Annotated in this window: 22 protein-coding genes; 6 read left to right on the plus strand and 16 right to left on the minus strand. The window is 71.3% G+C overall.

The genetic code is table 11. From position 1 onward, the window contains the following. Positions 1 to 100: 100 nt before the first annotated feature. From ACEN8D_RS05480 to ACEN8D_RS05520, 9 genes are all read right to left on the minus strand, one after another. Positions 101 to 325: a DUF3046 domain-containing protein gene (locus ACEN8D_RS05480; RefSeq protein WP_022907383.1), complete on the minus strand. Its 225-nt coding sequence runs from the start codon at positions 323 to 325 to the stop codon at positions 101 to 103. 100 nt (positions 326 to 425) lie between these two features. Next, on the minus strand, positions 426 to 734 hold the full coding sequence (locus ACEN8D_RS05485; protein ID WP_058742950.1) for a helix-turn-helix domain-containing protein: 309 nt from the start codon (positions 732 to 734) through the stop codon (positions 426 to 428). A 154-nt stretch (positions 735 to 888) separates the two neighbouring features. Next, positions 889 to 1,464, minus strand: coding sequence for a CinA family protein (locus ACEN8D_RS05490; protein WP_413399109.1), 576 nt, complete (start codon positions 1,462 to 1,464; stop codon positions 889 to 891). Beyond that, positions 1,437 to 2,090 carry a CDP-diacylglycerol--glycerol-3-phosphate 3-phosphatidyltransferase gene (pgsA, locus tag ACEN8D_RS05495; protein ID WP_413399108.1) on the minus strand — a complete coding sequence of 218 codons (654 nt, stop codon included), beginning with the start codon at positions 2,088 to 2,090 and terminating at the stop codon, positions 1,437 to 1,439. Before pgsA ends, ACEN8D_RS05490 begins: the two co-directional genes overlap by 28 nt. After that, positions 2,087 to 5,029: an FtsK/SpoIIIE family DNA translocase gene (locus ACEN8D_RS05500; RefSeq protein ID WP_413461569.1), complete on the minus strand. Its 2,943-nt coding sequence runs from the start codon at positions 5,027 to 5,029 to the stop codon at positions 2,087 to 2,089. The genes pgsA and ACEN8D_RS05500 overlap by 4 nt, the downstream gene beginning before the upstream one ends. 168 nt (positions 5,030 to 5,197) lie before the next feature. Then, positions 5,198 to 6,874, minus strand: a complete 1,677-nt coding sequence (locus ACEN8D_RS05505) for a ribonuclease J (protein ID WP_413399936.1) — start codon at positions 6,872 to 6,874, stop codon at positions 5,198 to 5,200. Positions 6,875 to 6,922: 48 nt separating this feature from the next. After that, positions 6,923 to 7,900, minus strand: a complete 978-nt coding sequence (gene dapA / locus ACEN8D_RS05510) for a 4-hydroxy-tetrahydrodipicolinate synthase (protein WP_071295500.1) — start codon at positions 7,898 to 7,900, stop codon at positions 6,923 to 6,925. Positions 7,901 to 8,153: 253 nt separating this feature from the next. Further along, entirely contained in the window at positions 8,154 to 8,672 is a 519-nt protein-coding gene (locus tag ACEN8D_RS05515) for a dihydrofolate reductase (RefSeq protein WP_413400060.1), read from the minus strand. Beyond that, positions 8,672 to 9,502, minus strand: a complete 831-nt coding sequence (locus tag ACEN8D_RS05520) for a thymidylate synthase (protein ID WP_413400061.1) — start codon at positions 9,500 to 9,502, stop codon at positions 8,672 to 8,674. The genes ACEN8D_RS05515 and ACEN8D_RS05520 overlap by 1 nt, the downstream gene beginning before the upstream one ends. A gap of 58 nt (positions 9,503 to 9,560) precedes the next feature. Here ACEN8D_RS05520 and ACEN8D_RS05525 point away from each other — a divergent pair, with 58 nt between their 5' ends. Further along, the gene (locus tag ACEN8D_RS05525) at positions 9,561 to 10,472 is read left to right on the plus strand and encodes a TIGR01777 family oxidoreductase (RefSeq protein ID WP_413400062.1); all 912 of its coding nucleotides are present in this window, start codon (positions 9,561 to 9,563) and stop codon (positions 10,470 to 10,472) included. 53 nt (positions 10,473 to 10,525) lie between these two features. On the opposite strand, the gene ACEN8D_RS05530 is transcribed toward ACEN8D_RS05525, so the two are convergent. Further along, the gene (locus ACEN8D_RS05530) at positions 10,526 to 10,987 is read right to left on the minus strand and encodes a tetratricopeptide repeat protein (protein ID WP_396127728.1); all 462 of its coding nucleotides are present in this window, start codon (positions 10,985 to 10,987) and stop codon (positions 10,526 to 10,528) included. Between the two features lie 5 nt (positions 10,988 to 10,992). After that, positions 10,993 to 11,739 carry a 4-hydroxy-tetrahydrodipicolinate reductase gene (locus tag ACEN8D_RS05535; RefSeq protein ID WP_071301748.1) on the minus strand — a complete coding sequence of 249 codons (747 nt, stop codon included), beginning with the start codon at positions 11,737 to 11,739 and terminating at the stop codon, positions 10,993 to 10,995. A 23-nt stretch (positions 11,740 to 11,762) separates the two neighbouring features. On the opposite strand from ACEN8D_RS05535, the gene ACEN8D_RS05540 reads away from it, so the two are divergent. Beyond that, on the plus strand, positions 11,763 to 12,239 hold the full coding sequence (locus ACEN8D_RS05540) for a GNAT family N-acetyltransferase (protein WP_413461661.1): 477 nt from the start codon (positions 11,763 to 11,765) through the stop codon (positions 12,237 to 12,239). 33 nt (positions 12,240 to 12,272) lie between these two features. Further along, on the plus strand, positions 12,273 to 12,764 hold the full coding sequence (locus tag ACEN8D_RS05545) for a DoxX family protein (protein ID WP_413398940.1): 492 nt from the start codon (positions 12,273 to 12,275) through the stop codon (positions 12,762 to 12,764). Here the strand turns inward: ACEN8D_RS05545 and ACEN8D_RS05550 are convergent. Both ACEN8D_RS05550 and ACEN8D_RS05555 read right to left on the minus strand, forming a co-directional pair. Then, on the minus strand, positions 12,752 to 13,354 hold the full coding sequence (locus ACEN8D_RS05550) for a histidine phosphatase family protein (RefSeq protein ID WP_413398944.1): 603 nt from the start codon (positions 13,352 to 13,354) through the stop codon (positions 12,752 to 12,754). The two genes, ACEN8D_RS05545 and ACEN8D_RS05550, sit on opposite strands and share 13 nt — an antisense overlap. A gap of 8 nt (positions 13,355 to 13,362) precedes the next feature. Further along, positions 13,363 to 14,697 carry a M16 family metallopeptidase gene (locus tag ACEN8D_RS05555; protein WP_413398941.1) on the minus strand — a complete coding sequence of 445 codons (1,335 nt, stop codon included), beginning with the start codon at positions 14,695 to 14,697 and terminating at the stop codon, positions 13,363 to 13,365. A 249-nt stretch (positions 14,698 to 14,946) separates the two neighbouring features. Here ACEN8D_RS05555 and ACEN8D_RS05560 point away from each other — a divergent pair, with 249 nt between their 5' ends. Both ACEN8D_RS05560 and ACEN8D_RS05565 read left to right on the plus strand, forming a co-directional pair. Next, complete coding sequence (locus tag ACEN8D_RS05560; protein ID WP_071301677.1) at positions 14,947 to 15,594, plus strand: TetR/AcrR family transcriptional regulator; 648 nt, start codon at positions 14,947 to 14,949, stop codon at positions 15,592 to 15,594. 127 nt (positions 15,595 to 15,721) lie between these two features. After that, on the plus strand, positions 15,722 to 16,249 hold the full coding sequence (locus tag ACEN8D_RS05565; protein ID WP_309779075.1) for a YbhB/YbcL family Raf kinase inhibitor-like protein: 528 nt from the start codon (positions 15,722 to 15,724) through the stop codon (positions 16,247 to 16,249). Between the two features lie 70 nt (positions 16,250 to 16,319). Here the strand turns inward: ACEN8D_RS05565 and ACEN8D_RS05570 are convergent, their stop codons facing one another. After that, entirely contained in the window at positions 16,320 to 18,593 is a 2,274-nt protein-coding gene (locus ACEN8D_RS05570; RefSeq protein WP_413398942.1) for a polyribonucleotide nucleotidyltransferase, read from the minus strand. A gap of 279 nt (positions 18,594 to 18,872) precedes the next feature. Between ACEN8D_RS05570 and ACEN8D_RS05575 the strand changes: the two genes are divergently transcribed. Then, complete coding sequence (locus tag ACEN8D_RS05575) at positions 18,873 to 20,066, plus strand: coiled-coil domain-containing protein (protein ID WP_309888057.1); 1,194 nt, start codon at positions 18,873 to 18,875, stop codon at positions 20,064 to 20,066. On the opposite strand, the gene ACEN8D_RS05580 is transcribed toward ACEN8D_RS05575, so the two are convergent. Together ACEN8D_RS05580 and ACEN8D_RS05585 are read right to left on the minus strand one after the other, a co-directional pair. After that, positions 20,067 to 20,987 (minus strand): FAD:protein FMN transferase, encoded by a 921-nt coding sequence (locus tag ACEN8D_RS05580; RefSeq protein ID WP_413399284.1) that lies wholly within the window; start codon positions 20,985 to 20,987, stop codon positions 20,067 to 20,069. Next, on the minus strand, positions 20,984 to 21,292 hold the full coding sequence (locus tag ACEN8D_RS05585) for a hypothetical protein (protein ID WP_413399283.1): 309 nt from the start codon (positions 21,290 to 21,292) through the stop codon (positions 20,984 to 20,986). Before ACEN8D_RS05585 ends, ACEN8D_RS05580 begins: the two co-directional genes overlap by 4 nt. Positions 21,293 to 21,301: the final 9 nt, after the last annotated feature.

The raw sequence follows: 21,301 nt of genomic DNA on the forward strand, positions 1-21,301 counted from the left end.
GGACGAACTCTCCGGACAGCGCCGCTGTGGAGGAAGCTACCATCGATCGAACACCCGTTCGAGCAACACGCCGAACCGAGTTTCGGACGGAGACCGCGCGTCAGTCCCGCGGTTCCGCCAGCCCCTTGCCGTGCCGCTTCTCGAGCGGGACGTCCTGCGACTCGCACAGCGCCTCCCACACGCGGCGCGCATCGATGCCCGCGTCGAGCGCCTCGGCCGCGGAGCGTCCGCCGAGTTCCTCGAGCACCACGTCTCGACTGACGACGGCACCGTAGGCATCGCCGAACACCTGGTCGACGGCCCGCCAGAACTCACTCACACGCATCATCCCAGCGTAACCGCGCCGCCCCGCCGCCAGAGCACGGCCCCGGAACGCCGAACGCCCCCGCTGGCAGACCAGCGGGGGCGTTCGGGAAGCGGTGGCGTCAGCGCACCGCGAGGTCGTTGTCGAACTCGGCGACGAGGTCGTCCGGGAGCGTGTCGGGCACCGGGGTGAGCCCCTCGACCACCGCGAGACGGTCGCCGACCTCACGCATGATGGTCGAGATGGGGGTGTCCAGCGCGTCCGCGACGGACGCGAGGATCTCCGAGCTGGCTTCCTTCTGCCCACGCTCGACCTCGCTGAGGTACCCGAGAGCCACGCTGGCCTTGGACGCGACCTGACGGAGGGTCCGGCCCTTCTGCAAGCGGAAGTCCCGCAGAACGTCGCCGATTTCCTGACGAACGAGAACCATGAGAACTCCTCCTCTCTGTCGTCTCCGCGCCCGCTCGGTCCTGATGGCCGAGTTCGGGTTCAGCAACAGTAGCGTTGCCGGTTGCAGCATGCTAACCACGCCGGCTGCTCTACTGCTGGAGATTGCGTGAGATGTAACCCAGTGGAAACGGGACCTATTCCCGGGCCCGGATCGTGGACGACATCCGTGCCAGGAGTTCGGAGACGGTCGCCCAGCGGATTGCATCGCGGTCGCCGTCGAGGTGCAACTCGTACGCCTGGGCACCGTCGGCGTCCGCGATGCCGACGAAGACCGTCCCCACCGGCTGGCCGTCCTGCGGGTCGGGTCCGGCGACACCGGTCGTGCTGATGCCCCAGGTCGCGGGTGCTCCGTCGACCGCGAGTGCTGCTCGCACGCCCGAGGCCATCTGCCGAGCCACCTCGGGGTCGACCGCACCGTTGGACGCGAGCAGCGCCGACGAGACGCCGAGCACGGTGTGCTTCACGGGCGTCGCGTAGGCCACGACTCCCCCGCGCACCACGGCGCTGGCGCCCGGCACGCCGACGAGGGTCGCGACGACGAGTCCGCCGGTGAGCGACTCCGCCACGGCGACGGTGTCGCCCCGTTCGGTCAGGCGCGCGACGAGGTCGCGAGCGGACGTCCCGACGTCGGGTCCGGTGTCGTGTCCTGGAGGCGCGGTGCCGGTGGCGTCGTCGGCCGGCGTCACGCGGTGGTCCGGTTGTGCTTCCACGCCTGGTACAGGTAGTCGATGCCGCTCAGGATGGTCGCCAGGAAGGCCGCGGTCATCAGGATGCCGTTCACCCAGTGCGCCCAGTCCCCCACGAGGTTCCACCACGGGAAGAGCGCAGCGGTCAACGCGACGGCCTGCAGCACGGTCTTGATCTTGCCGCCCCGGCTCGCCGGGATCACCCGGTCCGAGAGCATCGCGAACCGGAAGACCGTGATGCCGATCTCGCGCACCATGATCAGCACGGTCACGTACCAGGGGAGCTCGCCGAGGATCGACAGCGCGACGAGGGCGCCGCCGATGAGGACCTTGTCGGCGATCGGGTCGACGAGCTTCCCGAAGTCCGTGACGAGGTTCTGCCGGCGGGCGATCATGCCGTCAGCGCTGTCCGTGACGATGGCGACCACGAACACGACGGCCGCCCAGATGCGCAGCGGCCCGTCGGTGCCGGCGTCCGTCAGGAGCAGCACGAAGAACAGCGGCGCCATGAGGATGCGCACGACCGTGATGATGTTCGCGACGTTCCCCGTCGACGCCGGGCCGGGGCCCTTGCGCAGGAGTCGTCCGCGCCACGGGAAGCGTGCGCCGTGCGTGGTCTCCGTGCTGTCCGAGGCGGTCATCGCACTCACTCCCTGCCCGTCAGTCCCCACGCGTCCTCATCGGGCTCGTCGTCTGCTTCATCGTACCCGCGCGTCATGTCCGCCACCGGGTCGGCACCGTAGCGGTCGCCGTCGTCGGTCGGGGCCGACGCCGGCGTCGGCGCCACGGGAGTGGGACCGGCGGCGGGGGCGGCCGGGGCAGCACCCGCTGGTGGCTCCTCGCCCCGGAGCTTCGCGAGCACGGCCGGCAGCTGGTCGGTCGTCACGAGGACGTCGCGCGCCTTCGAGCCCTCGGACGGCCCGACGATGTCGCGGGACTCCATGAGGTCCATCAGTCGGCCGGCCTTGGCGAACCCGACACGGAGCTTGCGCTGGAGCATCGAGGTCGACCCGAACTGCGTCGACACGACCTGCTCGACCGCCGCGAGCAGCAGCTCGAGGTCGTCGCCGATGTCCGCGTCGATCTCCTTGCGCTCGACCACGGCCTGGACGTCCTGGCGGTACTCCGGACGGGCCTGGCGGGTGACGTGCTGGACGACCTCGGCGACCTCGCTCTCCTGCACCCAGGCACCCTGGACGCGGAGCGACTTCGACGACCCCATCGGCAGGAAGAGCGCGTCGCCCTGCCCGATGAGCTTGTCGGCGCCCGGCTGGTCGAGGATGACCCGGGAGTCCGTGACGCTGGTCACCGCGAAGGCGATGCGCGAGGGCACGTTCGCCTTGATGAGCCCGGTGATGACGTCGACCGACGGACGCTGCGTCGCGAGCACCAGGTGGATGCCGGCGGCACGGGCGAGCTGGGTGATGCGGACGATCGACTCCTCGACGTCACGCGGTGCGACGAGCATGAGGTCGGCGAGCTCGTCGACGACGACGAGCAGGTACGGGTACGGCTTGAGCTTCCGCTCGCTGCCGGCCGGCAGGACGATCTCGTTGTTCGCGATCGCCTTGTTGAAGTCGTCGACGTGCCGGAACCCGAACGACGCGAGGTCGTCGTACCGCATGTCCATCTCCTTCACGACCCACTGCAGCGCCTCGGCCGCCTTCTTCGGGTTCGTGATGATGGGCGTGATGAGGTGCGGGACGCCGGCGTAGATCGAGAGCTCGACGCGCTTCGGGTCGACGAGGACCATGCGGACCTCGGACGGCTTCGCGCGCATGAGCAGCGACGTGATCATCGAGTTGATGAACACCGACTTGCCGGACCCGGTGGAGCCGGCGACGAGCAGGTGCGGCATCTTCGCGAGGTTGGCCACGACGAAGCCGCCCTCGACGTCCTTGCCGACGCCGATCGTCATCGGGTGCTTGGACTTGCGAGCGGCGTTCGAGCGCAGGACGTCGCCCAGGGAGACGGTCTCGCGGTCGGTGTTCGGGATCTCGACGCCGATCGCGCTCTTGCCCGGGATCGGCGACAGGATGCGGACCTCGTTCGAGGCGACCGCGTACGACAGGTTCTTCGACAGGGCGGTGACGCGCTCGACCTTCACGCCGGGGCCGAGCTCGATCTCGTACCGGGTCACCGTCGGCCCACGGGAGAACCCGGTGACCTTCGCGTCCACCTTGAACTCGGTGAGCACGCTCGTGATCGCGGCGACGATGTCGTCGTTCGCCTGGCTGCGTGCGACCGACGGCGTGCCGGAGCTCAGCGTCGTGGCGGCCGGCAGCCGGTAAGGCGCGGCCGGGTCCTCGTCGGGGCCGGCCACCGGGGGCAGGCCGTCCGCGTCGTCGGCGGCGTCGACGGAGAGGTCCTCGGCCGGGAGCGACGGCGAGACCACCGGCGACACCGAGGCGTCCGGACGGACGACCTCGGCCGGCGCGGGGCGTTCCGGCACCGGGGTCCCGAAGTCACGCAGGGCCAGTTCGGCGATCTGCAGGTCCTGCTCGACCGAGTCGTTGAGGTTGACCGAACCGGGCTCGGCCGGCGTGTGGTCGACCAGACCGGCGGCGGCACCGGCGTTCGGGCCGGGTGCCGGCGCGGCTGCGGCGGCCGGGGGCACGGCCGACGTCGCACCGCTGATCACGGGGCTGTCGTACGCCGGGTCCTCTTCGCGACCGGACTTGTTCCGGCGCCACCACGGGATGGTCCCGCCCTCGGCGTCGGACTCGGCGGCCTTGTCGTCCTCGAAGCCGAGGTCGTCGAACAGCTGGAAGTCGGTGTCGCCCTTCGCGCCGCGCTTCTTCGTCGGCTTGGTCCGTGCGGCGGGCGCCTCGACGACGGGCTCGTCCGTCTCCGTCGCGGGGGCCGGCGCGCCGAACAGGTACGCGTAGAGCTCGTGCAGGCGCCGACCGATCTTGTTCGGCGGCGTCTTGGTGATGATGAAGAGCGAGAGCACGAGCAGCAGCACCGCGACCGGCACCGCGACCCACTCGGTGGCGACCGCGACGAGCCAGGCGATCACGACCCAGCCGATGACACCGCCGGCGGTCGCCAGCGCGGGCATGCCGTCCGAGGCGCTCGGCTGCCCGCCGAACACGTGGCAGAGCGCCGCGATGGACACGAGCAGCAGGCCGAGACCGATCCCGATCCGGGTGTTGTCGTGCACGGACGCCGGGTGCCGGAAGAGCCACCCGGCGAAGACGACCATGATGACGGGCAACGCGAAGGCCAGCCGACCGAACAGCCCGCCGAACGTGTACGCGTCGAGCGCCACCGAGACGGCGTTCGACGGGTTGAGCCACTCGACCACCGCGCCGGCGACGGCCAGCACGAAGAGCAGGAACGGGAACCCGTCGCGCCGCTGGTCCTTCTCGAGCGTCTCCGTGCCGAGCAGGCGGAAGACCGCGCCGACGCCGTGCGCCATCGCGAGCCAGAACGTCACGAGGGGGTTCTGTTCGCGGAAGACCGGGGTCGGTGCGGCCTGCGGCAGCTTCTTCGTCGTGGCCTGGGTGCGCGACGAGCCACGCGTCCCGCTTCCACGGGACGACGAGGACGCGCGCGAGCGCGTGGTCGACTTGGTGCCTCCGGCCATGGGCAGAACCCTAATCCCCCCTCAGGACAAACCGAGCGCGGCCCGCCGGTCAGCCGACAGGCCGGAACGTGCCAGGAGGCGCGGTGCACGTCCGTCAGGAACGTGCACCGCGCCTCCTGGACACGGCCACCGCGACCACCGCGCCCTGCGCGGTGGTCGCGACGAGCGCTACGCCTCGATGACCACCGGCACGATCATCGGCCGACGACGGTGCTTCGTGTTCACCCATCGACCCACGGTCCGGCGGACGACCTGCCCGAAGGCGTGCCCGTCGCGCGTGCCGTTCGCGGCCGCCTCGGCGAGCGCCTTCGCGATCTGCGGACGGACGTCGTCGAAGACCGAGTCGTCCTCGGCGAAGCCGCGCGACTGGATCTCCGGGCCGACGACGCACTGGCCGGTGGTGAAGTCCACCGCGGCGAAGATCGAGATGAAGCCCTCTTCCGCGAGGACCCGGCGGTCCTTGAGGTCGGCGTCGGTGATCTCGCCCACGGTCGACCCGTCGACGTAGACGTACCCAATGTCGAGCTGGCCGGCGACCCGGACCTCGCCGTCCTTCAGGTCGACGACGATGCCGTCCTGGCCGAGGATGACGTTCCGCGGCGGCACACCGGTCTGGATCGCGAGGTCCGCGCTGGCGTACAGGTGGCGGTGCTCGCCGTGCACGGGCAGCACGTTCTTCGGCCGGAGGATGTTGTAGCAGTAGAGCAGTTCGCCAGCCGACGCGTGTCCGGAGACGTGCACCTTGGCGTTGCCCTTGTGCACGACCTTCGCACCGAGCTTGGTGAGCCCGTCGATGACGCGGTACACGGCGTTCTCGTTGCCCGGGATCAGCGACGAGGCGAGGATGACGGTGTCGCCCTCGCCGATCTCGATCTGGTGCTCGAGGTTGGCCATGCGCGCGAGCACGGCCATCGGCTCGCCCTGCGACCCGGTCGACATGTAGACGATCTGGTCGTCGGGGACGTTCTTCGCCTTCTTCGTGTCGATGAGCACGTTCTCGGGCACCCGGAGGTAGCCGAGGTCGGCGGCGATCGTCATGTTGCGGATCATCGAGCGGCCCATGAACGCGACCTTGCGGTTCGCGGCGGCAGCGGCGTCGAGGACCTGCTGCACGCGGTGCACGTGCGACGAGAAGCTCGCCACGACGACCTTCTTGCGGGCGCGCGTGATGATGTTCTCGAGCACGGGTCCGATGTCGCGCTCGGGTGCGGTGAAGCCCGGCACGTCGGCGTTGGTCGAGTCCGGCAGGAACAGGTCGACGCCCTGCTCCCCCAGGCGTGCGAAGGCACGGAGGTCGGTGATGCGGTCGTCCAGCGGGAGCTGGTCCATCTTGAAGTCGCCCGTGTGCAGGACACGACCGGCGGGGGTCGTGATCGCGACGGCGAGGGCGTCCGGGATGGAGTGGTTGACGGCCACGAACTCGAGGTGGAACGGGCCGAGCTGCTCGGTCTGGTCCTCGGCCACGACGAGCGTGTACGGCTTGATCCGGTGTTCCTTGAGTTTCGCCTCGACGAGGGCCAGGGTCAGCGTGGAGCCGATCAGCGGGATGTCGTCGCGGAGCTTCAGCAGGTACGGGACGGCGCCGATGTGGTCCTCGTGGCCGTGCGTGAGCACGACGCCGAGGACATCGTTGAGGCGGTCCCGGATCGGCGCGAAGTCCGGCAGGATCAGGTCGACCCCGGGCTGGTGCTCCTCGGGGAAGAGCACGCCGGCGTCGACGATGAGCAGCTTGCCCTCGTACTCGTACACGGTCATGTTGCGACCGATCTCGCCGAGTCCCCCGACGGGGATGACGCGGAGGGTGCCGGCTTCGAGCGGCTGCGGTTCGGAGATCTGTGTGGGCATTCGGTCCTACGGATTCGGGCGACGCGCGTCCTGTGCGCCGCGTGTTCGCTAGCGGGTGGTGCCTGGCACCTTCGGAAGAGCACCGCCGGCCGCTGCGTTGCGGTCGGGGCGGAAGTTGGAGAAGTCGGCGCCCGGGATGTCCCGGACGGCTTCGAGCGAGGTCTCGATGGCGTACGCCTCGGAGTCCTCGGGGCCGACGAGCGGCAGCCGGACGCGCGGGCTGCCGATGCGGCCGAGCCCGTGCAGGATGTACTTCGCCGCCACGGTACCCGGCACGTGCGTCATCACGGCACGGACGAGGGGTTCGACGCGCTTGTGCTCGGCGGTCGCGGTGGCCAGATCGCCCCGGTTCACGGCGTCGACGATGGTGCGGTACGGCGTCGACGTGATGTTCGCCGTGACGCCGATGAGCCCCGTCGCGCCGATCGACAGGTGCGGGAGCACGTTCGTGTCGTCCCCCGAGAAGTACATGAGGTCGGTGTTGTTGAGCACCCGGGACACCTCGGCGAAGTCGCCCTTGGCGTCCTTCACCGCGAGGATGTTCGGGTGGTGCGAGGCCCGCACGATCGTCTCGTACGTGATCGGGATGCCCGTGCGACCGGGGATGTCGTACAGGATCACCGGCAGGTCGGTCGCGTCGGCGATCATCCGGAAGTGGGTGAGCACGCCGGACTGCGTCGGCTTGTTGTAGTACGGCGTGACGATCATCACACCGTCGGCGCCGGCCTTCTCGCTCTGCTTGTAGAGGTGGATCGCGTGTGCGGTCTCGTTCGACCCGCCACCCGTGATGATCTTCGCGCGGCCCGCGGCGACGGACTTGCCGACCTCGACCAGCCGGAGCTTCTCGGGGTCGGTCAGCGTGCTCGTCTCACCGGTCGTGCCGGTGACCACGATGCCGTCGGCGCCGGCGGTGATGCAGTCGTCGATGTGCTGCTCGACGCCGGGCCAGTCGACCTCGCCGTCGGCCGTGAACGGGGTCACGAGGGCGACGAGGACCTGACCGAAGGGATTCTCACGCGGGGACACGGGCACCAGCGTACCGGGGATGCGCGCGAGGGCTGCCGTCCGCGTGGACGGTGCGGCCCAGGAGGCGCGGCTCGACCCCGCCCCACGCGCTGCGGCCGCGCGGTGCGTGGCCGTCCGGCGCTGGCGCGGCGCGGCCGCTGCGTCCGCCGCGTTCGCACAACGGAAGTCACGGGGAACCGCGGAAAGGCGCGGCGCGACGTGTCTTTGGTTGTGCGCCGCCCTCGGCGCCCGGCGCCCGCGGCGGCGCACGGCGCTACGCGCGCCGGCGCCACTCGAGGAAGCGGTAGCGCGTCCCGTCGACGCGCGACTCCTGCCACGGCCCCTCGTCGACGAGCGACCATCCGGCCACCCCGGCGAGCGTCGGCGCCACGGTGTCCCCCGGCACCTCGAGGTCGATCACCGTCTCGGAGACCCGGTCGGCGAAGGGCACCCCCGCCGCGTACACCTGCCCGCCGCCCATGATCCACACGGGCTCGTCGGTGTCCAGCGCGGTCGCCAGGTCGCGCACGACCTCGGCCCCGTCGGCCGTCCACGAGGCGTCCCGCGTCAGCACGACGTTCCGCCGCCCGGGCAGCGGCCGGAAGCGCTCCGGCAACGACTCCCACGTGCGGCGCCCCATCAGGACGGTCGCGTCGCCGGTGACCTGCCGGAAGTGCGCGAGGTCCTCGGGCACGTGCCACGGCATCCCGCCGTCGGCCCCGATCACGCCGTTCGTCGACCGCGCCCAGACCATCCCGACGCCACGGACGGGTTCGGTCCACGAGGACGACATCAGACGGCGACCGTGGCCGTGATCGCCGGGTGGTGGTGGTAGCCGACGACCGTGAAGTCCTCGTACTCGTAGTCGTCGATCGAGTCCCGCGGCGCGAGCTCGAGCGTGGGGAGCGCGTACGCCGTCCGGGACAGCTGCTCCTCCACCTGCTCGACGTGGTTGTCGTAGACGTGGCAGTCGCCGCCGGTCCACACGAACTCGCCGACCGCGAGCCCGGTCTGCGCCGCGATCATGTGGGTGAGCAGCGCGTACGAGGCGATGTTGAACGGGACGCCGAGGAACATGTCCGCGCTCCGCTGGTAGAGCTGGCACGAGAGCTTGCCGTCGTTCACGTAGAACTGGAAGAACGCGTGGCACGGGGCGAGCGCCATCTCGGGGATGTCGGCGACGTTCCACGCCGAGACGATCAGGCGGCGGCTGTCCGGGTTCGTCGTGATCTGCTCGATGACCTGGGCGATCTGGTCGACGTGCTCCCCCGACGGCGTCGGCCACGAGCGCCACTGCACGCCGTACACCGGGCCGAGGTCGCCGTTCTCGTCCGCCCACTCGTTCCAGATCCGGACGCCGTGCTCCTGCAGCCAGCGGGCGTTGCCGTCGCCGCGCAGGAACCAGAGCAGCTCGTAGGCGACGGACTTGAAGTGCACCCGCTTCGTCGTGACGAGCGGGAAGCCCTTCGACAGGTCGTACCGGAGCTGTGCGCCGAACAGGCTGCGGGTCCCCGTCCCGGTGCGGTCGCCCTTCGGAGTCCCTTCGGTGAGGACACGCCGCAGCAGGTCCTCGTAGGGGGTCGCGACGGTGGGGTCGGGCTGCACGGTCTCGCTGTCGGTCACGACCACGAGCCTACGACGAGCCGGAGACATCCACGGGCAGTTGAGTAGCGTGAGCGACATGACGACAGCGCCGCTCTCGATCCTGCTCGCCGGTGCGTCCGGCTTCATCGGTACGCCCCTCGTCCACGCCCTGCGCGAGGCCGGGCACCACGTCACCACCCTCGTCCGACGCGAGCCGCGCACGGCGAGCGAGTTCCGCTGGTCCCCGGGCACCCGGAAGCTCGACCCGGCGATCCTCGACGGCGCCGACGTCGTGATCAACCTCGCCGGCGCGAACATCGGCAAGCTCCCCTGGACCGAGACCTACAAGCAGGAGATCCTGCAGTCGCGGGTGTCCGCCACCGAGACCCTCGTCGAGGCCATGCGCCACGCGACGAACCCGCCGCCGCTGTTCCTCTCGGGCTCGGCCTCGGGGGTCTACGGCGACCGCCCCGCCGACGTCCTGCAGGACGACGCGGCCGCCGGCACCGGCTTCCTCGCCGAGGTCTGCACCGCGTGGGAGGCCGCCGCGAACGCCGCTCCCGAGGGCGTCCGCGTCGTGACGCTCCGCACCGGCATCGTCGTCGGGAAGGGCGGCGGCGCGCTCGCACCGCTCGTCCCGCTCACGAAGACCGGGCTCGGCGGCCGTCTCGGCACCGGTGGGCAGCACTGGCCGTGGATCGCCCTCGAGGACGAGGTGGGCGCGATCGTGCACCTCGCGACGAGCCCCGAGGCCTCGGACGTCGTCGGGCCGGTGAACCTCGCCGGCCCCGAGGCCGCCGTCGCCGACCGCATCACCAAGCGCGTCGCCGAGGACCTGCACCGGCCCTACCTCTTCCGGATCCCGGAGTTCGCGCTCCGGCTGCTCCTGCAGCAGGCGGCCGACGAGATGCTCCTGTCGAGCCAGCAGATGGTGCCGACGAAGCTGCTCGAGTCCGGCTACGCGTTCCGGTACCAGCGCGCCGAGGACGCGGTCGACGCCGCGTTCTGACGCGACCGGCTGTGGGCCCGGAGGCGCGGTGCGGGCCCGCACCGCGCCTCCTGTCAGGACGTGCGTGCCCTGGTGAGCGCTTCGCGCATCGCGGCCCGCGCCCGCTTGCGATCACCCGCGGCGTCGTAGACGACGCCGAGCCGGTACCACCCGCGCCAGTCGGCCGGGTCGGACTCGACGGCGGCCTTGTACTCGGGGAAGAGCTCGTCGGCGGCCTCGCGCGTGGGACGCCCCGAGGGACGGACCGGGACGACGTCCGCGGGAGCGCCGCCCTCCTGCTCGAGCCGGGCGCCGAGCCGCGTGATGCGCAGCCCGAAGCGGAACTCGAGCACGAGCAGCAGCGCACCGATCGCCGCGACGACGAAGAGCGCGACGCCGATGCCGATGCCGATCGGGATGCCCGTCGCGATGAACGCCACGGCACGCTGCCCGACGAGCACGATGTACAGCGCCAGCAGCACCGCCATGAGCGCCGCGCCCCAGAAGGGCGAACGGAGGGACCGGGTCAGGCGCACGACGGTCAGCCGATGCCGAGGACGCTGCCGAGGCCGACCGTGAGGCCGCGCATCGACCCCACGGCGGACAGGGCCGCACGGATGCCGGCCACGTAGGCGACGTCGTCGTTCGTGTCGTGCCGGATGGTCAGCGTCTCGCCGGGGCCACTCAGCACCACGTCCTGCACGGCCTTGACGCCCGGCAGACGGAGCGAGTGGATCGGGACGCTCGCGACCTGCTGCCCCCGCGCGCGCTGGTCGACGTGGGGGGCGTCGACCGGACCGACCTCACGCCGGGCGTCGGCGATGAGCTCGGCCGTGCGGACCGCGGTGCCCGACGGGGAGTCGATCTTGCCGGCGTGGTGCGTCTCGACGATCTCGACCGAGGGGAACCACGGAGCGGCGATCGTCGCCAGGTGGGTGCCGAGCACGGACCCGATCGAGAAGTTCGGGACCACGAAGACGCCCTGCTCCGGACGCGACTCGAGCCCGGCGCGGAGCGTCGCGAGTCGGTCGCCGGACCATCCGGACGTGCCGACGAGCACGTTCGCGCCGCTCACGAGGGCGTTGTCGACGATCGCGGGGCTGAGCGCCGGGACGGTCACGTCCACCACGATCGCCGCGCCGCCGAACACGTCGGGACCGGCCTCGTGCGCGCCGTCCTTCGAGGACAGGCTCGCGACGAGCTCGAAGTCGGGCAGTTCCTCGACCACGGCGGCCACGAGGCCCCCGAGACGACCGGTGGCGCCGACGACGGCGACGGGAGTGACCATGTCCACCATCCTAGGATCGACGCATGACGCTCGAGGTCAGGACCGTGCCGGCAGACATCCCCGAGGTCGACGCCCTGCTCGACGCGTACCTCGACGAGCGCGAGGCCACGTTCCCGAGCGCGCAGGGGTCGTACTCGCGGAAGCGCACCCCGGCGGCCGAGTTCACGCCGCCGGTCGGCACCTTCGTCGTCGCGTACGACGGAGGTCGCGCGTTCGGGTGCGGCGGCCTCCGCCGGATCCCCGACGACGGCGACGACGTCCGGTTCGAGGTGAAGCACGTCTTCGTGACCCCGGAGGGACGAGGACGCGGTGTGGCGACGGCGGTCATGGACGCGCTCGAGGCACGCGGTGTCGAGCTCGGCGCGACGGCGATCGTGCTCGACACGAACGACTCCCTCGTCGCCGCCGGTGCGATGTACCGCGGTCGGGGCTACGAGCGGGTACCCGCGTTCAACGACAACCCGAACGCGACCGCCTGGTACCGCAAGCCGGTGCGCTGAGGCGATCCGCGCCTCCGCTCCGAACGGCAGGGCATGGTCCTGCTCCTCCGTGCCCTCGACTCCCCGACCCGCCTGCCGTTCCTCTCGATCTCGCTCGTCCGCGTCGCGCTCGGGCTGTTCTTCGCCGCGTCCGGGTGGAACAAGACCGTGACCGCTCCGTGTCGCGCGGCGATGGCGGAGACGATCCGCTCGATCCGCGCGCCGGTGCCCGACGTCACGGCCGCCGTGGTCGCGGGCTGCGAGCTCGTCTTCGGCCTGCTGCTCGCCGTCGGCCTCGTGACGCGGGCGGCTGCGGCCGTCCTCGGCGTGATCAGCATGGTCGCGCTCACGACCGTGGCGGTCCACCAGCTCGAGCCGGCGGACGCGGTGACCTGGTTCAGCGAACTGCTCTACCTGCCCGAGGTGCTGTACCTACTCCTCGCGGTGGTGCTGGTCGCACTCGGCGGTGGGCCGTTCGGGCTGGACCGGGTGCTCCGAGCGCGGGTCGCCGCACTCCGGGCGCGCAGGGCCCGTCAGACGGGCTGACCGACCGGCAGGCCCGTCCTGAGTTCGACGGGCAGGTGCGCCAGGTCGTTGAGCGCGACGACCTCGGCCGGCTTGGCCGAGCGGATCCGGATGATCGTCAACGCCGTGTGCGCCACGTTCGTCCCCATCCAGCGCCACTCCGGCGCCTGGAACGCCTCGCGCACGAACCAGCCGATGACGGCGTTGTGCGTGATGAGGAGGTCGTGCCGGTCCTCGCGGGCAGGGGTGAACCACTCCGCCACCGCATCGCCCATCTGGGCCTGCCCGGCGACGATCTCTTCTTCCGTGATGCCGCCGTACCACCCCTGGTAGGCGTGCGGCATGTCCGGCGTCGGACCCGACGGGATGCAGTCGAAGAGCAGGGTCGACGGCTCGGGCTCGATCGCCGGGAGCCGCTGCGACAGGAACGACGCGGTCTCGCTCGGCGCTTCGAGCGGCGAGTGGTAGACGCCGTCGAACGGCACGCCGCCGAGACGGTCCGCGACGAGCGTCGCCTGCCGCTTGCCGCGCTCGGAGAGCTTGCCGTCCCGCAGCCCGTGTTCGGCGTCCTGGTGTTCTCCGTGCCGGACGAGGTAGAGGTAGTGCGACATGTCGGTGCTCAACCGCCGATCCCGATCGCGGCCGCGAGCTCGTCCTGCTGCACCGCCCCGACCACCGAGGTGATCGTGGGCCGGGTCAGGAGGTCGCGGGCCAGCTCGAGGACGTCGTCGGTGGTGACCCGGTCCACGCGCTCGAGCGCGGTGGCCAGGTCGGTGAACTCCCCCGTGCCGAGCTCGGACCGGCCGAGTCGGGTCATCCGGGCGTCGGAGTCCTCGAGCGAGAGCGTCAGCGCCCCCTCGATCTGCCCCTTCGCGCGACGGAGCTCGTCGCTGGTGATGCCGTCGTCGACCATCCGGCGGAACTCCGCGTCGACGATCTCGACGACCCCGGCGACGTTGTCGGGGGCGCACCCGGCGTAGACGCCGAAGGCACCGTTGTCGAGGTAGGCGGGCGCGAAGGAACTCACCGCGTAGGCGAGTCCGCGGCGCTCGCGCACCTCTTGGAAGAGTCGGGAGCTCATGCCACCGCCGAGCACGGCGTTGAGCACGCTGAGGACCGGCCGCCGTTCGTCGCGGAGGTCGAGGCCCTGCGACCCGCGGAGCATCGAGACCTGTTCGGTCGGACGGTGCACGACCGAGAGCTTGGGGATCGCCGGGTCCGCCACCGGCTGCGGGGTCCGCCGTGCCAGCGGAGCAGCGTTCGGGGCGCCCTGGAAAACGGCCTCGACGAGCTCGCAGAAGCGGTCGTGGTCGATCGCCCCGGCAGCGGTGACGACGATGCCGTTCGGCGCGTAGTGCTCGCGGTAGTGGGCGAGGACCTCGTCCCGCTGCACGGCGCGGATGCTCTCCGGCGTGCCGCCGATCGGCCGGCCGAGGGCGTGCCCGTCGAAGGCCGCGGCGAAGAACGCCTCGCCGGCGACGTCGGCCGGGTCGTCCGCCGCCATCGCCAGCTCTTCGAGGATGACCCCGCGCTCGATGTCGAACGCCGCGTCGTCGAGGACGGAGCCGGTGACCATGTCCCCGATGACCGAGACGGCCATCGGGACGTCGGCGTCCCGCACCCGTGCGTAGTAGCAGGTGTACTCCTTGGCGGTCGCGGCGTTGTGCTCGCCACCGACGGAGTCGAACGAGATCGCGATGTCGAGGGCCGACCGGGTCCGGGTCCCCTTGAACAACAGGTGTTCGAGGAAGTGCGTCGAGCCGTACTGGCCGTCGCGTTCGTCGCGGGAGCCGACCCCGACCCAGAAGCCGAGGCTCGTCGAACTCGCTCCGGGCATGGCCTCGGTCAGGACCCGCACGCCGGACGGGAGGACGGTTCGGCGGACGAAGGCGCCCCCGGACGTCAGGAACGACGTGTCCGGGGCCTCGAGCGGCAACGGCACTGGGTGGTTCATCGCAGACGAGCCTACTGACCCCGGAGCGCGCTCCATCCAGTTTCCACAGCCGCGCACCGTGTCACTCGAAGTGGGGTACAGAAAAGGAGGATAGAAAGACTCGTCTGTCTGTCCTCCTTGTGATACTGTTCTTCTACCGGATCGGAAGCCCACCTATATTCCGATCCGGTGGCTCGGGACATCAGTCCTCACGCGGCACGAGTCCCCCCGCTCCGCCGCGGAGCCGATGAGCCCAAGGAGAGCCACGCTGTGACGGTCGATTCCCCCCAACCGACCGTCCAGCGTCTCCCTGGCCCGAGCACGAACCTCGCGTCGCCGGACGGGTCGAGCGTCCCCCCGGCTCCCCGTTCCGGCGGCGCGAAGGTCCGGATCCTCGAGACCGCCACGCGGCTCTTCTACGAAGAGGGCATCCACGGCGTCGGCGTCGACCGTCTCATCTCCGAGGCGAGCGTCACGAAGGCGACGTTCTACAAGCACTACGGGTCGAAGGACAACCTGATCCTGGCCTACATCCGGACGCAGCACGAGCGCGTGCAGCAGCGGATGGAACAGCTCATCGCCGACGCCGGTTCGCCCGAGGCGGCCGTCCGAGCCTGGGTCACGGCCCTCGCCGACGAGGTCAACGACCCCGAGTTCCGCGGCTGCGCGTTCCTCAACGCCGCCGCCGAGTACCACGACCCGCGCGACCCCGTGCGCGAGGTCGTCGCGATGCACCGCGACTGGTACACCGAGCGACTGGCCGACCTGCTGCAGGAGTCCGGCCACACCCTGCCGGGCGACGGTGCGGACGAACTCATGCTCGCGCGCGACGGCGCCATGTCCGGCGCGTACGCCGGTGACGCGATCGCGGCGACGGCGGCCCTCGGCCGCGTCGTCGAGCGCGTGCTCGCCGCCTGACGACGTACGTCGCGTCGACGAACTCGACCGCCTGTCGGCCTGGAGGCACGGGTCGGCCCCGCACCGCGCCTCCCGTCCGCCGGTTGACACCGAGCGACATCCGAGCACGCGGGTGTTGGCTGGGGACATGGCCAACGACCCCAACTGGAACCTCCCCGAGGTCCCGTCCTTCACCCTGACCAGCCCCGACTTCACCGACGGCGGCGTGCTCCCGACGTCTGCCCGCGGCACCGACGCCGGCGGCGAGGACCGCTCCCCCGCGCTCGAGTGGTCGGGCGCTCCGGAGGGCACGCAGAGCTTCGTGCTCACGGTGTACGACCCCGATGCCCCGACGGGGTCCGGGTTCTGGCACTGGAGCCTCACGGACATCCCGGCGTCGGCGACCTCGTTGCCGGCCGGTGCCGGGACCGACGACGCGCTGCTCCCCGCCGAGGCGCTGCGCCGCCGCAACGAGTTCGGGACGGACACGTTCCTCGGCGCGGCACCGCCCGCCGGGCACGGGCCGCACCGGTACTTCTTCACGCTGAGCGCGCTCGACGTGCCCGTCCTCGAGGCGCCCGCGGACGCGACGCCCGCGGTGGTCGGCTTCGTGCTCCGTGAGCACCTGCTCGGCCGCGCGCAGCTCGTCGGCACGCAGGAGACCCCCGCGGCGTAGTCCCGCAACGGCGAACGGCCGCCGCCCCGGAAGGGACGGCGGCCGTTCGTGCGTCAGGACGCGGGAGGGATCAGCCCTCGGCCGGGGCCTCGGCGTGGGACTCGTGTCCCTTGCCGCCCTCGGTGTCCACCTCGTCGGCGACGACCGGCGCGAGCGACAGCTTGCCGCGGTCGTCCACCTTGGTGACCTCGACCAGGATCTTCTGGCCGACGCCGAGGACGTCCTCGACGTTCTCCACACGCTTGCCACCGGCGAGCTTGCGCACCTCGGAGACGTGGAGCAGACCGTCGCGGCCCGGGAGCAGCGACACGAACGCACCGAACGTGGCGATCTTGACGACCGTGCCGAGGAACTGGTCCCCGATCTCCGGGTTCGTCGGGTTCGCGATCGCGTTGACCTGGGCGCGAGCGGCCTCGGCCGACGGACCGTCGACGGCGCCGATGTACACGGTGCCGTCGTCCTCGATCGAGATGTCGGCGCCGGTCTCGTCCTGGATGCCGTTGATCGTCTTGCCCTTCGGGCCGATCAGCTCGCCGATCTTGTCGACGGGGATCTGCACCGAGATGACACGAGGAGCGGTGTCCGCCATCTCGTCGGGGGCGTCGATCGCCTCGCTCAGCACACCGAGGATGGCCGAGCGGGCCTCCTTGGCCTGCTTGAGCGCGGCGTCGAGGACGGACGAGGGGATGCCGTCGAGCTTCGTGTCCAGCTGGATGGCCGTGACGAAGTCCGAGGTGCCGGCGACCTTGAAGTCCATGTCGCCGAGCGCGTCTTCGGCACCGAGGATGTCGGTCAGCGCCGCGTAGCGGGTCTGGCCGTCGACGGTGTCGGAGACGAGGCCCATCGCGATGCCCGCGACCGGGGCCTTGAGGGGCACACCGGCGTTGAGGAGCGACAGGGTCGAGGCGCAGACGGAACCCATCGACGTCGAACCGTTGGAGCCGAGGGCCTCGGACACCTGACGGATGGCGTAGGGGAACTCCTCGCGCGACGGCAGCACCGGCACGAGGGCGCGCTCGGCGAGGAAGCCGTGCCCGATCTCGCGACGCTTCGGCGAACCGACACGACCGGTCTCACCCGTCGAGTACGGCGGGAAGTTGTAGTGGTGCAGGTAGCGCTTCTTCGTGACGGGCGACAGCGAGTCGATCTGCTGCTCCATCTTGAGCATGTTCAGCGTGGTGACGCCCAGGATCTGGGTCTCGCCGCGCTGGAAGATCGCCGAACCGTGGACGCGCGGGATCACGGCGACCTCGGCGTCGAGCGGACGGATGTCGGCGAGGCCGCGACCGTCCATGCGGACCTGCTCGGTCAGGATCCGGCCGCGGACGACCTTCTTCGTGACCGACTTGTAGGCACCGCTGACCTGGCCGTTGGCGCTCTCGGGGAGCTCGCCGGCCGTCACCTTGGCGGCGATGGCCTCCTTGACGCGGGCCTTCAGGGCGTCGTCGGCGTCCTGACGTTCGAGCTTGCCGGCGATCTTGTAGACGTCGCCGAGCTCGGACAGCGCGATGGCCTCGACCGCGTCGTAGACCTCGGGGGCGTACGGCGGGAAGACCGGGTAGTCCTGGATCTCCTTGGCCGACTGGGCGGCCATCTTCGCCTGCGCCTCGACGAGCTGCTTGAGGAACGGCTTCGCCGCCTCGAGCCCCTGCGCGACGACGGCCTCGTCGGGCTTGGTGGCGCCGCCCTGGATGAGGTCCCAGCTGTGCTCGGTGGCCTCGGCCTCGACCATCATGATGGCGACGTCCTCGTTGCCGGCCTCGTCCGTGACGACACGGCCAGCGACGGTGAGGTCGAAGACGGCCTCGGCGAGCTGCGACGCCTTCGGGAACGCGACCCACTGGTCACCGATGAGCGCGAGGCGCACACCGGCGATCGGGCCGGAGAACGGCAGACCGGAGATCTGCGTCGACGCGGACGCCGCGTTGATCGCGAGCGCGTCGTAGAACTCGTCCGGAGCGATGCTCAGGACGGTGATGACGATCTGGACCTCGTTGCGGAGGCCGTCGACGAACGACGGGCGCAGCGGCCGGTCGATGAGGCGGCAGACGAGGATCGCCTCGGTGCTGGGACGGCCTTCACGACGGAAGAACGAACCGGGGATCTTGCCGGCTGCGTACGAGCGCTCCTCGACGTCGACGGTCAGCGGGAAGAAGTCGAACCCTTCACGCGGGTGCTTGCCGGCGCTGGTGGCCGAGAGGAGCATGGTGTCCTCGTCGAGGTACGCGGCGACCGCGCCCTGCGCCTGCTGTGCGAGCCGACCGGTCTCGAACCGGACGGTGCGCTTGCCGTACTTGCCGTTGTCGAGAACGGCCTCGGCGAACTTGATCTCGGGACCCTCCAAAAGGGTGCCTCCTTGATGTGTTCGGCAGGCTGGGGCCACGGCACCCGATGGTGCGTGCGCGCCGAAGGGATCGGGACGCATGTCTGGCCAGCAGTAGAAGCACTCGGGAAACCGTCCGGCCCGCGAGCCACCACCGATGACCAGCTCCGTGCCCGGCCTGCGCAGTGTTTGTCGTAACGCCCGGGGAAACGGTCCCTGGACGTGATGGACTTTACCAGTCCTCAGGGATTCGGCGGCGAGGCTCACGGCGAACCGGAGTGTCCTCGCTAGCCTGCTGCCATGCGCCTCACCCCCTCCAGGGGCTGGTTCGTCGCGGCCGCAGTGGTCGTCGGCGCGCTCGTCGCCCCCGTCGTCACCGCTGTCCCGGCGAACGCGACGGAGTACCCGAGCTGGCAGGACGTCGAGCACGCGAAGGGCAACGAGCAGACCAAGAAGGCCGAGGTCGCCAAGGTCCAGGCGGCGCTGGAGTCCGCCCAGCAGGCCGCAGCCGTGAAGTCGCAGGCGGCGCTCGTGGCGTCCCAGCGTGCGGACGCGGCCGAGTCGGCACTGGCGTCGGCCACCCAGGCCGCCACGAGCCTCCAGACCCAGGCGGACCAGGCGGCGAAGACCGCGGACCGCGCCCAGCAGCGCGCCGGCCAGCTCGCCGCGAACCTCTACCGCGACGGCAGCTCGAGCCAGATGACCACGCGCATCGCGACGGCGAAGGACCCCTCCCAGCTGCTGTACCAGCTCGGCGCGCTCGACCAGCTGTCGTCGACGTGGGCCGGCGTGATGGACGACGCCTCGGTCGCCGCGAGGACCGCGTCCTCGCTGCACGACCAGGCCACCCGTGCCGAGGACGAACGCGCCGACCTGGCCGACGCCGCCGAGACGAAGGCGAGCGCGGCGAAGGACGCCGAGGCCGCCGCGGACGCCGCGGTCGACGACACGCAGCAGCACAGCGACGAGCTCTACGCCCAGCTGGCGTCGCTCAAGGACACCACCGCGAAGACCGAGCAGCGCTACCAGCTCGGCGTGCAGGTCGCGGCGCAGAAGGCCGAACAGCAGCGGAAGCGCGAGGAGGCGGCCGCGGCGGCAGCAGCCGACGCGGCACCGAGCCCCGCCGTCCCGTCGACGAGCGGCGGCGGTTCGTCCTACCCGAGCACGGGCGGCGTCGTGGTCGACCCGGCGGGAGCCCAGGCGTACGCCCGCAGCGCCATCGGGTCGTACGGGTGGGGGTCGGACCAGTTCTCGTGCCTGGTGTCCCTGTGGACGCAGGAGTCCGGCTGGCGTGCGAACGCCCTGAACGTCTCGAGCGGGGCGTACGGCATCCCCCAGTCGCTCCCGGCGGAGAAGATGTCCGTCGCCGGCGCGGACTGGCGGACGAACGCGGCGACCCAGATCAACTGGGGCCTCGCCTACATCCACGACGCCTACGGCTCGCCGTGCGGGGCGTGGAACCACGAGATGAGCGTCAACCCGCACTGGTACTGATCAGCCGTCGTCGGCGGGCCAGCCCCCGATCCGGACGACGGTGCCGTCCGCAGCGACCAGCCGTGCCGCGCGACCGCTCCGCCGGAGCATCTCGGTGGCACCCTGTCCGCGGACGACCGCGGCGGTCGTCATCGTGTTCGCCGTGACGCACGACGGCGCGACGACGGTCACCGTGCGCCAGACCGGTTCGGCCGGCAGCCCCCACCGCGGGTCGAGGATGTGGTGCCGGGCGTGGCCGTCCTGCTCCCACCGGCGCTTCTGGGTGCTCGAGGTCGCGACGGACCAGCCGGACGTGATCCGCACGTGGTCGGCGGGGTCGTCGTCGAGGTCCTGCACCCGGACCTGCCAGCCGCCGGACGGGTCGGGCCCGGCGGTCGCGACGTCCCCGCCGAGCGAGACGAGCGCGCCGATGCCGAGGCGGGCGGTGATGCTCGCCGCGGCCATGTCGGCAGCGGCGGCCTTCGCGGTGGCACCGAGGTCGAGCGTGACGCCCTCGGGCACGCGCAGGAAGGTGCCGGACAGCAGGACCCGCTGCCACGCCGGGCGGCCGTCGAGCGCTCGGGCCACGGCCTCCGGTGTCGGCACGGGTGGGGCGTCGGCGAACGCGGCGTCGTAGCCCAGCGACGCCATGCGGGCGCCCAGGGTCGGGTCGACGTCGCCGTCGGAGGCACGTGCGGCGTCGAGCGCCTGGTGCACGAGTGCGGCGAGGAGCGGGGAGACCTCGGCGCCGCGCACCAGGTCGGCGGCGCGGGCGACGAGCTCGGAGTCGCTGCGGAAGCGGCTGCACGTTGCGTCGACGGCGGCGGTGACCTCGACGACGCACGCCCGTGCGGCGGCGAGGTGGCGGCGGTCACGGTGGTCGAGGACGACGCGGGCGGTGGTGGTCCAGAGGTCCCACTCGGCTGCGGCACGCACGGTCACGATCCCGTCGTGGTCGCGTCCGAGGAGCCGGAGCCACCGGTCGTGCCCTGGGTCACGCCCTGATCGGTCGAGGTCCCGGTGTCGGACGAGGTCCCGGCGTCGGTCGAGGTCCCGGTGTCGGACGAGGTCCCGGAGTCCGTCGAGGTCCCGGCGTCACTCGTCGACGATTCGGCCGAGCCCGTCGTGGCCTGCTCGTGCCCGAACCACACCCCGGCCCCGGTCAGCGCCGCGACCACGAGCCCGCCCACGCTGACGAGCGCACTCGTCGTCCAGCCGGGTCGCCGGCCGTTGCCCCTGGTGTCCATCGGTCCTCC

The organism is Curtobacterium sp. Curtsp22 (assembly GCF_059492135.1).